At 69.0% G+C, this 15225-nt stretch carries 13 protein-coding genes; 2 read left to right on the forward strand and 11 right to left on the reverse strand.

Annotated features, from left to right (window positions below; genetic code table 11):
- Positions 1-5: 5 nt before the first annotated feature.
- The 6 genes from ACFZBP_RS30580 to ACFZBP_RS30605 form a co-directional block, all read right to left on the reverse strand.
- The gene (locus tag ACFZBP_RS30580) at positions 6-452 is read right to left on the reverse strand and encodes a DUF948 domain-containing protein (RefSeq protein WP_383459031.1); all 447 of its coding nucleotides are present in this window, start codon (positions 450-452) and stop codon (positions 6-8) included.
- A 173-nt stretch (positions 453-625) separates the two neighbouring features.
- Positions 626-1240, reverse strand: coding sequence for a 30S ribosomal protein S4 (gene rpsD, locus ACFZBP_RS30585; RefSeq protein WP_015661793.1), 615 nt, complete (start codon positions 1238-1240; stop codon positions 626-628).
- Positions 1241-1534: 294 nt separating this feature from the next.
- Positions 1535-2890, reverse strand: coding sequence for a replication-associated recombination protein A (locus tag ACFZBP_RS30590; RefSeq protein WP_383459034.1), 1356 nt, complete (start codon positions 2888-2890; stop codon positions 1535-1537).
- A gap of 44 nt (positions 2891-2934) precedes the next feature.
- The gene (locus ACFZBP_RS30595; RefSeq protein ID WP_391417768.1) at positions 2935-3594 is read right to left on the reverse strand and encodes a vitamin K epoxide reductase family protein; all 660 of its coding nucleotides are present in this window, start codon (positions 3592-3594) and stop codon (positions 2935-2937) included.
- A 196-nt stretch (positions 3595-3790) separates the two neighbouring features.
- A complete protein-coding gene (gene hisS, locus ACFZBP_RS30600; RefSeq protein ID WP_383459040.1) occupies positions 3791-5053 on the reverse strand; it encodes a histidine--tRNA ligase in 1263 nt (420 codons plus the stop codon).
- An 11-nt stretch (positions 5054-5064) separates the two neighbouring features.
- Entirely contained in the window at positions 5065-5775 is a 711-nt protein-coding gene (locus ACFZBP_RS30605; protein ID WP_391417771.1) for an MBL fold metallo-hydrolase, read from the reverse strand.
- Between the two features lie 180 nt (positions 5776-5955).
- Here ACFZBP_RS30605 and ACFZBP_RS30610 point away from each other — a divergent pair, with 180 nt between their 5' ends.
- Both ACFZBP_RS30610 and ACFZBP_RS30615 read left to right on the forward strand, forming a co-directional pair.
- Positions 5956-6774, forward strand: coding sequence for a peptidylprolyl isomerase (locus tag ACFZBP_RS30610; protein WP_391417773.1), 819 nt, complete (start codon positions 5956-5958; stop codon positions 6772-6774).
- A gap of 135 nt (positions 6775-6909) precedes the next feature.
- Positions 6910-8139, forward strand: coding sequence for a DUF349 domain-containing protein (locus ACFZBP_RS30615; RefSeq protein ID WP_383459048.1), 1230 nt, complete (start codon positions 6910-6912; stop codon positions 8137-8139).
- 93 nt (positions 8140-8232) lie between these two features.
- On the opposite strand, the gene relA is transcribed toward ACFZBP_RS30615, so the two are convergent.
- From relA to yajC, 5 genes are all read right to left on the reverse strand, one after another.
- Entirely contained in the window at positions 8233-10770 is a 2538-nt protein-coding gene (gene relA, locus ACFZBP_RS30620) for a GTP pyrophosphokinase (RefSeq protein ID WP_062722586.1), read from the reverse strand.
- A gap of 292 nt (positions 10771-11062) precedes the next feature.
- The gene (locus tag ACFZBP_RS30625) at positions 11063-11602 is read right to left on the reverse strand and encodes an adenine phosphoribosyltransferase (protein ID WP_391417776.1); all 540 of its coding nucleotides are present in this window, start codon (positions 11600-11602) and stop codon (positions 11063-11065) included.
- Complete coding sequence (gene secF / locus ACFZBP_RS30630) at positions 11599-12723, reverse strand: protein translocase subunit SecF (protein ID WP_383459055.1); 1125 nt, start codon at positions 12721-12723, stop codon at positions 11599-11601. Before secF ends, ACFZBP_RS30625 begins: the two co-directional genes overlap by 4 nt.
- 1 nt (position 12724) lies before the next feature.
- Entirely contained in the window at positions 12725-14476 is a 1752-nt protein-coding gene (secD, locus tag ACFZBP_RS30635; RefSeq protein ID WP_391417778.1) for a protein translocase subunit SecD, read from the reverse strand.
- A 136-nt stretch (positions 14477-14612) separates the two neighbouring features.
- A complete protein-coding gene (gene yajC / locus ACFZBP_RS30640; protein ID WP_391417780.1) occupies positions 14613-15110 on the reverse strand; it encodes a preprotein translocase subunit YajC in 498 nt (165 codons plus the stop codon).
- Positions 15111-15225 lie beyond the last annotated feature (115 nt).

Genomic DNA, 15225 nt, shown 5'->3' on the forward strand with positions numbered 1-15225 from the left:
GGGTCTCAGTCCCTCTTTCCGCGGAGGTTTCGCTTGTCCCGTCGCGCGGCCGGGACCGTGCGGCCCACGATCACGGTACGCCGGGCCTCTTTGGCGGGCACGTCGTCCTTGCGGCCGCCGAGGGCACGGCGCACGCCGTAGCCGAAGGCGGCGACCTTGACGAGGGGGCCGCCGAAGGTGGAGGCGACGGTGGTCGACAGGGCGGAGGCGTTCGAGGTGACCTCCTGGACGTCGGAGGCGATCGCGTCGACCCGGTCGATCTGGGTCTGCGCGGAGCGCACCGCCGTGGAGGCCTCTGCCAGGAGCGGGACGGCCTGGTCGGTCACGTCCGCGACGAGCTTGGTGGTCGCCTTGAGCGTCTGGGCCAGCCTCGCCAGCGCGACGGCGAGGAAGGAGACCAGAATCGCCCAGAAGACGGCCACCAGGATCCCGGCAACCTCTCCACCGGACACCTGGCACCTACTTCCTGCTCTTTCGAGAAAATCAATAGTGCACGCTGAGCCTATCGCGCTGGACCCAGCGCTTCGCACCGCATTACGAGCACGCGAAAGCCCGCCGCCCGCCCACCCTGGAGGGCGGGGAGACGACGGGCTTCAGGCGCGGAAGTCCTACGACCGTCGAGGGATCAACGGGCGTAGTACTCGACGACGAGCTGCTCGTCGCAGATCACCGGGATCTCCTTGCGGTTCGGCTCACGGTCCAGGCGGAACGCCAGGGCCTTGAGGTTCACCTGGAGGTAGCGCGGGGTCTCACCCTCGGGGGCGAAGCCACCCTCACGGGCGATGGAGAAGAGGGTCTTCTCGCGGCTGCGCTCGCGGACCATCACGACGTCGTCGGGACGGACGCGGAACGACGGCTTGTCGACCTTCTGGCCGTTGACCTCGATGTGGCCGTGCACGACCATCTGACGGGCCTGGTAGATGGTGCGGGCGATGCCCGAACGCAGGACCAGGGCGTCGAGACGGCGCTCGAGCTCGATGATCAGGGCCTCACCGGTCTTGCCCTGAACCTTGGAGGCACGCTCGTAGGCGCGGACGAGCTGGCGCTCGGACACGTCGTACTGCGCACGCAGACGCTGCTTCTCGAGCAGACGGACCTTGTAGTCCGAGTTCTGCTTGCGGCCGCGGCCGTGCTCACCCGGCGGGTAGGGACGGGCCTCGAAGTACTTGACGGCCTTCGGGGTCAGCGCGATGCCGAGGGCACGCGACTTCTTGACCTTGGGGCGGGACTGGTTCGCCACAATCTCTCATTTCTCAGTGTTCGGCTCGTCAGGGTTGAGGGAGGTCGCATCCGCAGCCGGGGAAACCCTCCTCGTCCTTGCGGACGGGGTGGGCAGCCGCTCCCCTGGTCTGGGCACATACGTGCAGCACGCGAGTGGCCCACCGACCGGTCCCGTCGTGCGACGAGTGGTGGTGGGCTGCCCGCGACACCAATCGAACGGTGCGCGACGCTCCTGGAACCCGCTGGGGGTTCCGGCTGACCGTCCCGTTCTGACAGCACGGGACACAGCACTTCGGAGAAGTTTACAGGGTTCTCAGGACCGCTTGCGACCGAGGTGCTTCCTGGTCCACTCCACGGCGTCCGCGTACCGCGCCTCCGATCCGTGCCGGGTCGGCGTGTAGTACTCGCGGTCCCTGAGGGCGTCCGGCGCGTACTGCTGCTCGGCGATGCCCTCGGGCAGGTCGTGCGGATACACGTACCCCTGCGCGTGCCCGAGCTTGGCGGCGCCCTTGTAGTGCCCGTCGCGCAGGTGCGGTGGCACGGGTCCGGCCATTCCCTTGCGTACGTCTTCCAGGGCGGCGCCGATCGCGGTCGTCGCGGCGTTGGACTTCGGGGCGAGGGCGAGGGCGATGGTGGCGTGGCTGAGGGTGAGGGCGGCCTCGGGGAAGCCGATCATGGCAACGGCCTGGGCGGCGGCGACCGCGATCGGCAGGGCGTTGGGGTCGGCGAGGCCGATGTCCTCGCTGGCGGAGATCATCAGGCGGCGGGCGATGAAGCGGGGGTCCTCGCCGGCCTCGATCATGCGGGCCAGGTAGTGCAGGGCCGCGTCGACGTCGGAGCCCCTGATGGACTTGATCAGGGCGCTGGCGACGTCGTAGTGCTGGTCGCCGTCGCGGTCGTACTTCACCGCCGCGCGGTCGACGGTCTGTTCCAGGGTCTGGAGGCTGATGTCGGTCTCGCCCTGGTCCAGGGCGGCGCCCGCCGCGGCCTCCAGGGCCGTCAGGGCGCGGCGGGCGTCGCCGCCGGCGATCCGCAGCAGGTGCTCCTCGGTGTCCTCGGGGAGGCCGACGGCGTCCTTCAGACCGCGCTCGTCGCTCAGCGCCCGCTTCAGCAGGCCTCTGATGTCGTCCTCGGTGAGGGGTTCGAGGGTGAGCAGGAGGGAGCGGGACAGCAGTGGGGAGATGACCGAGAAGTACGGGTTCTCGGTGGTCGCCGCGATCAGGGTGACCCAGCGGTTCTCTACGGCGGGGAGGAGGGAGTCCTGCTGGGCCTTGCTGAAGCGGTGGATCTCGTCGAGGAAGAGGACGGTCTCCTTGCCGTAGCCGCCGGTGGCGCGGCGGGCACCGTCGATGACCGCGCGGACCTCCTTCACGCCGGCGGTGATGGCGGAGAGCTCGACGAAGCGCTTGTTGGTGGCCTTGGAGACGACGTAGGCCAGGGTGGTCTTGCCGGTGCCGGGCGGGCCCCAGAGGATCACCGAGGACGGTCCGGCGGGGCCGCCGCCGGACTCTCCGACGAGCCTGCGCAGGGGCGAGCCCGGCTTCAGCAGGTGCTGCTGGCCCACGACCTCGTCCAGGGTGCGCGGGCGCATGCGCACCGCCAGGGGGCTCCCCGCGGGGTCCTTCTCCTGGCGTTCTTCTGCTGCGGCGGTGAACAGGTCGGGCTCCACGCTGAAACCCTAAATCACCGCACTGACATCGGGTGCGGAGCGGGTCAGGCGGCCCAGAGCTGGCTGCCCCAGCGCGTCAGGATCAGCATGGCGATGACGCCGCAGTGGGTCACCGGGAGCACCCAGGTGAACTCGGCGAGGAAGTTCTTCAGCGGGCGCGGGGCGGGCAGGAAGCCGTTGCGGACGTTGAAGGAGGTCACGTACCAGAACATGGTGAGCGTGGCCGCCCAGGCCAGCGAGCACCACAGGCAGAGCGCGCCGATGTTGTACAGCGACTGGTACATCAGCCAGGTGCAGAAGGCGACGCCGAAGAGGGTGCCGAAGTTGAAGGTCAGCCAGTACCAGCGCGGGAAGCGGGCGCGGGCGAGCAGGCTCATGCCGACGCAGACGACGATGCCGTAGCAGACGAGGCCCAGCATGGGGTTGGGGAACCCGAAGACGGCCGCCTGCTTGCTCTGCATGACGCTGCCGCAGGACACGATCGGGTTGAGGCTGCAGGGGGGCGTGTAGGTCTTTCCCTCGACCTTGGCCTCAAGAATCTTGAACTTGTCGATCGTGATGACCCACGCGGCGAGCAGTCCGGCCGCGCCGGTGATCACCAGCAGCAGAGCGAACGCGCGGCTGCCGCCCAGCAGTTGCGGGGGTGCTTCGGCGGGCTCCCGCTCGGGCTCGGTGGAGACGTCCTTGACTGTCGTCTTGCTCATCACGCCGATTCCGTCACTGAGAGTTGGACCTTCTTCGGGCACGGCACATTGTGCCGTACACAGCCGCGTGTCCGCCGTTCGTGCGGCATAAGCAAGAGCCCGCTCGCGGGTGAAGGCATTCGGTTCCGGACACCGTCGGAACTGCGAGGAGCGGGGACCGACAGGCCCCCGCTCCTCGGAATCCAGCGCTCCGAAATCAGCCCAGTCGGGCTTCCAGTTCCGCCACGATCTCGTTGACGCCGACGGCCGCCTGCTCACCGGACTCCATGTCCTTGAGCTGGACGACGCCCTCGGCGAGGTCGCGTTCCCCGGCGACGATCGTGTACCGGGCGCCGCTGCGGTTGGCGTTCTTCATGGCGCCCTTGAGGCCCTTGCCGCCGTAGGAGAAGTCCGCCGCGATGCCGACCTTGCGCAGTTCGGTGACCTTCGCGAAGAGGACCCGGCGCGCCTCCTCGCCGAGCGGGACGGCGAACACGCTGGTCGTGGAGGGGAGTTCGAGTTCGACGCCCTCCGCCTCCAGCGCCAGGACCGTGCGGTCGACGCCGAGGGCCCAGCCGACGGACGGCAGCGCGGGGCCGCCGATCATCTCCGACAGGCCGTCGTAGCGGCCGCCGCCGCCCACCGCGGACTGGGAGCCCAGACCGTCGTGGACGAACTCGAAGGTCGTACGCGTGTAGTAGTCCAGGCCGCGCACCAGCTTCGGGTCGTCCTCGAAGGAGACACCGGCCGCCGTGATCAGCTCGCGGACCTCCTCGTGGTACGTCTTGCAGGCGTCGCAGAGGTAGTCGCGCAGGAGCGGGGCGTCGCCCAGCTGCTTCTGGACCGACTCGCGCTTGTCGTCGAGGACGCGCAGCGGGTTGATCTCCGCGCGGCGCAGGGTGTCCTCGTCCAGGTCCAGGCCGCGCAGGAAGTCCTGGAGCGCGGCCCGGTAGACCGGGCGGCACTCCTGGTCGCCCAGGCTGTTCAGCAGGATCCGGAAGTCGCTCAGGCCCAGCGAGCGGTACGCCTGGTCGGCCAGGATGATCAACTCGGCGTCCAGCGCCGGGTCCTCGGCACCGATCGCCTCGGCGCCGACCTGGGAGAAGTGCCGGTAACGTCCCTTCTGGGGGCGCTCGTAGCGGTAGTACGAGCCCGAGTACCAGAGCTTGACCGGGAGGTTGCCCGCCTTGTGCAGGTTGGCCTCCAGGGCGGCGCGTAGGACCGAGGCCGTGCCCTCGGGGCGCAGGGCCAGCTGGTCACCGCCCTTGGTCTCGAAGGCGTACATCTCCTTGGTGACGATGTCGGTGGACTCGCCGACACCGCGGGCGAACAGCTCGACGTTCTCGAAGCCGGGCGTCTCGATGTAGCCGTAGCCGGAGTTGCGCAGCGGGGCGGCGATCGCCTCACGGACCGCCAGGTACTTCGCGGAGTCCGGCGGGATCAGGTCGTACGTGCCCTTGGGGGCCTTGAAGGTGCTCACGGAAGGTCTCGTCACATTCCTCGTCGGGGAGCGTTCACGTCGGCTCCCGGGCCGGCGGCCACCTGCCGCAGATAGGGGTTGGTGGCGCGCTCCCGGCCGATGGTCGTCTGGGGGCCGTGGCCGGACAGCACCACGGTCGAGTCGTCGAGCGGCAGGCACACGCGGGCCAGCGAGTCGAGCATCTCGGCCATGTCACCGCCGGGCATGTCGGTGCGTCCGATGGAGCCGGCGAACAGCAGGTCGCCCGAGAACAGGATCGGCGGGATGTCCGCCGCCTCGGGCAGGCCGAAGGTCACCGACCCCTTCGTATGGCCCGGAGCGTGCGCGACGGAGAGTTCCATCCCCGCCAGCCGCAGCTTCGCGCCGTCCGTCAGCTCCTTGACGTCGTCCGGCTCCCCGACGGTCAGCTCGCCCATCAACTGCATGCCGATGGAACGGCCGAGCGCCTTCTCGGGGTCGCTCATCATGTACCGGTCGTCGGGGTGGATCCAGGCCGGCACGTCGTGCGCGCCGCACACCGGGACGACCGAGGCCACGTGATCGATGTGTCCGTGGGTGAGGACGACGGCGACGGGCTTGAGCCGATGCTTCTTCAGTGCTTCCTCGACTCCGGGGGCCGCCTCGTGGCCCGGGTCGATGATCACGCACTCCTCGCCGGCGGCGGGGGCGACGAGATAACAGTTCGTCCCCCAGGCCCCGGCGGGGAACCCGGCAATGAGCACGATCGTCCTTCGTTTGTGTCGACACGAGTGGTTTGTCGGCGGGCTCCGCCTGTGGTCAGAGCCTACCGGCGCTGCCGATTTCTCAGCGAACCCATATACGGTACGGGGCACACGCAGGCAGTCGGCTCACAGGACGCACGCGTACCGGTCGACACACACGACGCATGAGGAGAGAACCCGGTGGTCAGCCAGGAACAGCGGCGGCGTCAGCTCGCCCGGGAGAAGTTCTTGCGGCAGCAGCAGCGGCGTACGTCCGCCCGGCGCAAGGCGCGCATGCGCAACTCGGTGATCGCGTCGGTGCTCGGCGTCGTCGTCATCGGCAGTCTCGCGCTGTACACGACCGGAGTCCTCAAGAAGGACGACACCAAGGAGAACGCGGGCGCGGAGGTCACGCCCAGCGCGACGCCCAGCAAGGCTCCGGACCCGTGCGAGAAGCCCGCCGAGGGCAAGGTCAAGACGGCGACCTGGAAGAAGGAGCCGGAGCTGACGGTCGACAAGTCGGCCAAGTACACGATGAAGCTCGCGACGACGTGCGGTGACATAGACATCGCGCTGAAGGCGTCGGCCGCGCCGCACACCGTGAACTCGTTCGACTTCCTGGCCGGCAAGGGCTACTTCGACCACTCCAAGTGCCACCGGCTCACCACCAACGGCATCTACGTGCTGCAGTGCGGTGACCCGACGGGCACGGGGACGGGCGGTCCCGGGTACACGATTCCGGACGAGAACCTGAAGGACAAAAGCCTCAAGAACAACATCTATCCCGCGGGCACCGTGGCGATGGCGAACACCGGCCAGAAGCACTCCGGTGGCAGCCAGTTCTTCCTGGTGTACCAGGACAGTCAGCTGCCGCCGAGCTACACACCGTTCGGTACCGTTTCCGAATCCGGCATGAAGGTACTCAAGAAGATTGCCGACGCCGGAGAGAGCACCGGCCAGGGCGACGGGGCGCCGAACGCGACGGTGGTCATCGACAAGGCGACGGTCACCAAATCCTGACCGCCAACTGCGAAATTTCGGTCGCGCGGGATGCGGACAGGCAACCCGCCGGTCGCCTATGTTGGCCGTGACGAAACTGTGGACGATGCCCGGGGGAACAGAAGCCCCTCGCAGGCATCATGTGGAGGAGGCGCTGTGAGCAGCGACCCGTGGGGCCGCGTCGACGAGACGGGGACCGTGTACGTGCGTACGGCCGACGGCGAGCAGGTTGTCGGTTCTTGGCAGGCAGGCACCCCTGACGAGGCGCTGGCCTATTTCGAGCGCAAGTACGAGGGCCTGGTTGTCGAGATCGGCCTCCTCGAGAAGCGAGTGAAGACCACCGACCTGTCGGCGAAGGACGCTCAGACCGCGATCGACCACATTCGCGAGCAGGTGGACGCCCACCACGCGGTCGGCGATCTGGACGCCCTGAAGACCCGGCTGGACAAGCTCGTCGAGACGGTCGAGAAGCGGCGCGAGGAGCGCAAGCAGCAGCGGGCGAAGCAGTCGGACGAGGCGCGGCACGCCAAGGAGGCGCTGGTCACCGAGGCCGAGGAGCTGGCGCAGTCCGACCAGTGGCGGGCCGCCGGTGAGCGACTGCGGGCCCTGGTGGACACCTGGAAGGGCCTGCCGCGGCTCGACCGCAAGTCGGACGACGAGCTGTGGCACCGCTTCTCGCACGCCCGGTCGGCGTTCTCCAAGCGCCGCAAGGCGCACTTCGCGCAGTTGGACGCGCAGCGCGAGGAGGCCCGCAAGACCAAGGAGCGGCTGGTCGGCGAGGCCGAGGCGCTGTCCGGGTCGACCGACTGGGGTCCGACGGCGGCCCGCTACCGCGAGCTGATGTCGGAGTGGAAGGCCGCTGGGCGCGCTCAGCGCGAGCACGAGGACGACCTGTGGAACCGCTTCCGCGGCGCCCAGGACATCTTTTTCGCGGCCCGCAGCTCGGTCTTCGCCGAGCGCGACGCCGAGCAGGCCGAGAACCTGAAGCTGAAGGAGGAGCTGGCCGAGGAGGCCGAGAAGCTCCTGCCGATCGGCGACCTGAAGGGCACGCGTGCCGCCTTCCGCTCGATCAACGAGCGCTGGGAGGCCATCGGCCATGTGCCGCGCGACGCCCGGCCCAAGGTGGAGGGCCGGATGCACGCCGTCGAGCGGGCCATCCAGGAGGCCGAGGACTCCGAGTGGCGCCGGACCAACCCGGAGGCACGCGCGCGTGCCGAGGGGATGACCGGCCAGTTCCAGGCCGCCGTGGACAAGCTCAAGGGCCAGATCGAGCAGGCACGCGCCCAGGGCAACAACGCGCGGGCCGACAAGCTCGAGGGTGAGCTGCAGAGGAGCCAGGAGCTGCTGGACCAGGCTCTGAAGGGTCTGCAGGAGTTCGGCGGCTGACGGCAGCCGGCACCGGTACGACGAGAAGGGCCCCGTACGTCACGTACGGGGCCCTTCTCGGGTGCCGGGCTACGACCCTGTTCGTGTGCGGTGCTACGACCTGCTGCGGGCCGACGTCACGCGGTACACGTCGTACACGCCCTCCACTCCCCTGACCGCTTTCAGGACGTGCCCGAGGTGCTTGGGGTCGCCCATCTCGAAGGTGAAGCGGGAGGTGGCGACGCGGTCGCGGGAGGTCTGGACGGCCGCAGAGAGGATGTTGACGTGCTGGTCGGACAGGACGCGGGTGACGTCGGAGAGGAGCCGGGAGCGGTCGAGGGCCTCGACCTGGATGGCGACCAGGAAGACCGAGGACTGGGTGGGCGCCCACTCGACCTCGAGGATGCGCTCGGGCTCGCGGGACAGTGACTCCACGTTCACACAGTCGCTGCGGTGAACCGATACTCCGCTACCGCGTGTGACGAAGCCGATGATCGGGTCGCCGGGCACGGGCGTACAACAGCGGGCCAGCTTGACCCATACGTCCTCGACGCCCTTGACGATCACGCCCGGGTCGGCACTGGAACGCCGCTTGCGACTGCGACCGCGGGCCGGCGGGACCGACTCGTCGATCTCCTCCGTGGCGGCCTCCTCGCCGCCGAGGGCCTGGACGAGCTTCTGCACGATGTTCTGCGCGGAGACATGGCCCTCGCCGATCGCCGCGTACAGCGCGGAGATGTCTGCGTAGCGCATCTCGTGCGCGAGAGTGACCAGGGAGTCGCCGGTGAGGATGCGCTGGATCGGCAGGTTCTGCTTGCGCATCGCGCGGACGATGGCGTCCTTGCCCTGCTCGATGGCCTCGTCGCGGCGCTCCTTGGAGAACCAGGCCCGGATCTTGTTGCGGGCGCGCGGCGACTTCACGAAGCCGAGCCAGTCGCGGGAGGGGCCCGCGCCGGCTGCCTTGGAGGTGAAGACCTCCACCAGGTCGCCGTTGTCCAGGGTGGATTCGAGCGGTACGAGACGGCCGTTGACCCGCGCCCCTATGGTGCGGTGGCCGACCTCCGTGTGGACGGCGTACGCGAAGTCGACCGGGGTGGCCCCGGCCGGGAGCGCTATGACGTCGCCCTTCGGGGTGAAGACGAAGACCTCGTTGCGGGACAGGTCGAAGCGCAGGGACTCCAGGAACTCGCCCGGGTCCTCGGTCTCCTTCTGCCAGTCCAGCAGTTGGCGCAGCCACGCCATGTCGTTGAGGTGGTCGTCCTTGCCCTTGCCGGCCTTGGGCACGTCGGTGCGCACCTTGGAGGCGCCGGCGACGGCCTCCTGCTTGTACTTCCAGTGCGCGGCGATGCCGTACTCGGCGCGGCGGTGCATGTCGAAGGTGCGGATCTGCAGCTCGACCGGCTTGCCGTTGGGGCCGATGACCGTGGTGTGCAGCGACTGGTACATGTTGAACTTGGGCATCGCGATGTAGTCCTTGAACCGCCCCGGAACCGGGTTCCAGCGGGCGTGGACGGTGCCCAGTGCCGCATAGCAGTCGCGGACCGTGTCGACGAGGACGCGGATGCCCACCAGGTCGTAGATCTCCGCGAAGTCACGGCCGCGGACGATCATCTTCTGGTAGACGCTGTAGTAGTGCTTCGGCCGGCCGGTGACGGTCGCCTTGATGCGGGCCGCGCGCAGGTCCTGTTGGACCTCGTCGGTCACTATGGCCAGGTACTCGTCACGCTTCGGTGCCCGCTCGGCCACCAGCCGTACGATCTCGTCGTACATCTTGGGGTAGAGGATCGCGAAGGCGAGGTCCTCCAGCTCCCACTTGATGGTGTTCATGCCGAGGCGATGGGCGAGGGGCGCGTAGATCTCGAGGGTCTCGCGCGCCTTCTTCTCCTGCTTCTCGCGCTTGAGGTAGCGCATGGTGCGCATGTTGTGCAGGCGGTCGGCGAGCTTGATGACCAGGACGCGGGGGTCCTTGGCCATGGCGACGACCATCTTGCGCACGGTCTCGGCCTGGGCGGCCTCGCCGAACTTGACCTTGTCCAGCTTGGTGACGCCGTCGACGAGGAGGGCGACGGAGTCGCCGAAGTCGCGGCGGAGCTGGTCGAGGCCGTACTCGGTGTCCTCGACGGTGTCGTGCAGCAGGCCCGCCATGAGCGTGGCCGGATCCATACCCAGCTCGGCGAGGATCGTGGTCACCGCGAGGGGGTGCGTGATGTACGGGTCGCCGCTCTTGCGCTTCTGGCCGCGGTGCCAGCGCTCGGCGACCTGGTAGGCCTTCTCGATCTGGCGGAGGGTGGCGGTCTCGATCTTCGGGTCGTTGCTGCGGACTATCCGCAGCAGGGGCTCCAGGACCGGGTTGTACGGATTGGAGCGCTGGACGCCGAGACGCGCGAGGCGGGCGCGGACGCGGTTGGAGGAGCCGGTGCGGGCGGGCTGGCCCGCGGACGGGCGGGCCGCGGGCGTGTTGACGGGCCGCTCGGGCGGGGCAGGCTTGGGTCGGGCCTGCTCGGCCGGCTTGTCGACGGGCGCGGACTGGGCGTGCTCGACCGTCCCGCGCGAGTCGTTCTTCGCGTGCGGCGCGTTCGGTGCGGGCTTCGCCGCGGGCGCCGAGGCGGACTCGGGCTTGGCGGCGGTCAGGTGCTGGGCCTCGTCTGGCAAGAGGACTCCTCGTGCGCGATCCGGGTCCCCCGGTCAGGCTCCGGAAACCCCATGGTAGCGATCCTGCGCCCGAGGATCGCCTTCAGGCCGATGTGAGGGCCGTCTACCCGAGAAACGCGAGGGGCTGCCGTCGGCATTCCGGAAGGGACGTGGGGGCTGAGACACGTTGCCGGCTGACGCACCGTCGTGGCTTGTGGCACAGTTCCCCGCGCCCCTGAAGGGGCGCGAAACGGCCGCCCCAGTCGCACTGGGACGGCCGTCGTTGTTTATCCCTGAGGTCGTCGTTTATCCCTCAGACCGCCAGCAGCGCTTCCAGCGGAGCTCCTGCCAGGGACGGTTCCAGGCGGGCCCTGCCGCCCAGGAAGCCGAGTTCCATCAGGACCGCGAGGCCCGCTACGTCGGCGCCTGCCCTGCGGATGAGGTGTATCGAGGCCTCCGCCGTGCCGCCGGTGGCGAGGACATCGTCGATGACCAGGACGCGGTCGCCCACGGCCAGGTCCTCGGCGTGCACCTCGATCTCCGCCGAGCCGTACTCCAGGTCGTACGCCTGGCTGAGGGTCGCTCCGGGGAGCTTGCCCGCCTTGCGTACGGGAATGAAGCCGAGGCCCGCGCGGACGGCGACCGGGGCGCCGAGGATGAAGCCGCGGGCCTCCAGGCCGACGATCTTCGTGGCGCCGGTGTTCGCGGCGATCTCGGCCAGCGCGTCGGTGAGCGCCGTGAACGCCGCCGGGTCCGCCAGGAGCGGGGTGATGTCCTTGAACATCACGCCCGGCTCCGGGTGGTCCGCCACATCGCGGATCCGGCTGAGCAGCAGTTCCTTGATGTCGGTCATCGGCGCTTCCCGGACGGGCGGCCGCGGCCCCGGTTGCGGGACGCGGGCTGGTTGCGGGGGCCGACGACCGCGGGGGTGGCGTCCTCCGGCTCGTCGTCGAAGGGCTCGTCGGCGGCCGGGGCGTCCGACGCCTCGCCCGGTGTCGAGGCCTGCGCCCGCTTGGCGAGGACGCGCTTCTTCAGGGCCTTCATCTGCGGCTCGCGCTCCTTGAGGTCGGCGACGAGCGGCGTGGCGATGAAGATCGAGGAGTACGCACCGGCCGCGAGGCCGACGAACAGCGACAGCGAGATGTCGTTGAGCATGCCTGCGCCGAGGAAGCCGCCACCGATGAAGAGCAGGCCCGCCACCGGCAGCAGTGCGACCACCGTGGTGTTGATGGAGCGCACCAGGGTGCTGTTGATCGACCGGTTGGCGATGTCGCTGTAGGTCCAGCGGGTCTGCTTGGTGATGTCCTTCGTCTGCTCCTTGAGGCTGTCGAAGACGACGACCGTGTCGTAGAGCGAGTAACCGAGGATCGTGAGCAGACCGATCACCGTGCCCGGCGTGACCTCGAAGCCCACGAGGGCGTAGATGCCGACCGTGATGGTGATGTCGTGGATCAGGGCGACGAACGCGGCGAGTGCCATGCGCCACTCGAAGGCGATGGCCAGATAGATCACCACGAGGACCAGGAAGATCCCGAGGCCCTGCCAGGCCTTGTTGGCGATCTGCTCACCCCAGCTGGGGCCGACGAGCTCTCCGGTGACGTCCTTCTCCGCGACGCCGAGGTCCTTGGCCAGCTGCGCCGAGACCTTGTCGGCCTGCTTGGTGTCGATGCCGGCGACCTGGATGCGCAAGGTCGCCTTGTCGCCGCTGCCGAGCTTCTGGACGATCGCGTCGTGCCCGGAGGCCTTCTCCGCGTACTCCTGGGCCTGGGAGACCGAGACGCTGGTCTTCGGGGTGTTGAAGACCGCGCCGCCCTGGAACTCGATGCCCATGTTCAGGCCGCGCACCGCCAGGCCGACGATGGCCGTGATGGTGATCAGGATCGACAGGCCGTACCAGATCTTGCGGTTGCCGACGAAGTCGTAGCCGACCTCGCCACGGTGCAGTCGGGCGCCGAGGTTGCCGAGCTTCGACATCTCACGCCTCCTTCGTCTCGACGGGGGCGGAGGGACGTCGGGTGCGGCGCAGCGGCGGCCGGGCACCGAGTCGCTTGGGATCGAGGCCGGACCAGCTGTGTCCGCTGCCGAAGAACTTGCTGCGGGCCAAGAGCGTCAGCAGCGGCTTGGTGAACAGGAACACGACGACCACGTCGAGCAGGGTGGTCAGGCCGAGCGTGAACGCGAAGCCCTGGACCTTGCCGACGGTGACGATGAAGAGCACCGCGGCGGCGAGGAAGGACACGAAGTCCGAGACCAGAATGGTGCGCCGGGCGCGCGGCCAGGCCCGCTCGACAGCGGGGCGCAGCGAGCGGCCCTCGCGGATCTCGTCGCGGACGCGTTCGAAGTACACGATGAACGAGTCCGCTGTGATGCCGATGGCGACGATGGCACCGCAGACGGCCGGCAGGTTCAGCGCGAAGCCGATGGTCGGGCCGAGCAGCGACATGATCGTGTAGGTCAGGGCGGCGGAGACCAGCAGCGACAGGATGGCGATGAGCGACAGACCGCGGTAGTAGACCAGCAGGTAGATCACGACCAGGGCGAGGCCGATCGCACCGGCGATCAGACCGGCCTTCAGCTGCTCACCGCCGAGCGCGGCGGTCACCGTGGTGACGCTGTCCTCCTGGAAGGTCAGCGGCAGGGCGCCGTAGGACAGCATGTTGGCCAGGCTCTCGGCCGACTCCTGGGTGAAGTTGCCGGAGATCTCGGCGCTGCCGCCGGTCAGGGCCTCGCTGACGGACGGGTCGGAGACGACCTCGCCGTCCAGGACGATGGCGAACTGGTTCTGCGGCGGCTGGTTCTTGGCGAGCTTGCCGGTGATGTTGGCGAACTTCTTGCCGCCCGAGCCCGTGAACTTCATGTTCACGATCCAGCCGGCCGCCCTCTGCGCGTCCCACACGGCCTGGGCGTCGTCGACGTCCGTGCCGTCGACCTCGGCGGGGCCGAGGATGTACTTCTGCCACTGGCCCGCCGAGTTCTGGCCGCAGGCGACGGTGGGGTCGGTCGGCTTGGCGCCGTCACCGGCCTTGGCGCGGACCGCTTCCTTGGTGCAGTCCAGCTTGGCGTACTGCGCTTCGAGGGCGCTGGTCGCCTGGTCGCCGGAGGCGCTGCCGCTCGCGGACGGGGAGGCGCTGGAGGAGGCGCTCGTCGACGGCGTGGGGTCGGCCTTCAGGGCGTCGGTGACCGCGCGGCCCTGGGTGGTGGAGCTCGGCGTCGGGCTGGTGGAGCCGGAGGGGGACGCGGAGGAGGTCGCCTTGTCGGTGGAGTCGCCCGACGCGCTGCTGGTGGCACTCGGCGTGGGGGTGGCGGGCGCGTCGGCGCCGGAGATCTCGGTGGTCAGGACCGGGCGGAAGTAGAGCTTCGCGGTGGTGCCTACCTGGTCCCGGGCTTCCTTGGAGTTCGTGCCCTTGGGGATGTTGACGATGATGTTCTCGTCGCCCTGGGTCTGTACCTCGGACTCCGAGACACCCAGACCATTGACACGGCGCTCCATGATCTCGACCGCGGTGTCCATGTTGGTCTTGTTGATCGCGGATTCCTGGCCGGGCTCGGCCACCGCGCGAAGCGTGATGCTCGTGCCGCCGGCCAGGTCGATGCCGAGTCGCGGCTTGGTGTGCCCCGAGGCGAACATCCCTCCGGTGAGCGCCGCGATGGCGATCAGGATGAGGGCCAGCGAGCGCCCTGGCTTGCTCTGGGCACCCGCGCTGCGGCCCTTCTTAGGTGCTGCCACCTTCTCGTACTCCCTCTCGGGCCGCCTCGCTCCGGGTCAACGGGCGGGCGGCCATGACATGGTGTCGGGATCCCGTGCGAGCTCAGCATGCCCGGGGGCGCGCAGGCGTGGCCCGCCCGCGCGCCCCGGAGCATGGCTACTTCGCGTCGGAGTCGCCGTCGGTCTTCTTCGGCTCGTCGTCCGTCTTCGCCTCGGCGGACACGGCGTCGGCGGACTCCTCGGCCTTGTCCTCGTCCTTCTTACCGAGGTCGACGGACTTCTCGTCGGAGTCGGCGGCAGCGGCGGGCTCGTCGGTCTCGGTGAGGGAGGAGGCGTCGTCCGGGACGACGTCGGACTTCAGGTCGTGCTCGACGCCGTGCACGATGCGGTTGTACTCGTCGTCGGAGAGGACGGCACCGATCGCGTTCTTGGCGAAGAGGAGCTCCACGCCCGGGCCGGCGTCAAGGAGGACGGTGTCGTCGCTGACCTCCTTGACCGTGGCGTACATGCCCCCGATGGTGCGGACACCGGATCCGGGCTGCATCTGGTTCCGCATGTCGGCGGCCTGCTGCTGCTTCTTCTTGGCCGACCGGGTCATCAGGAACATGGCCCCGATGAGCACGATGAACGGGAGGAGGGTCACGATACTCGGCACGGGTCGGTACTTCCTTCACACGACCGCGACGGTGAGCGGCCTGATGGTTGGGGGTATGTGTGCCGCCGACAAAGGCGGCATCGGCGGAGTCTAAGCGAGTCTCCGCGCATGGAAC

This window comes from Streptomyces sp. NPDC008086 (assembly GCF_042957325.1).
In the GTDB taxonomy this organism is placed as follows: Bacteria; Actinomycetota; Actinomycetes; order Streptomycetales; family Streptomycetaceae; genus Streptomyces.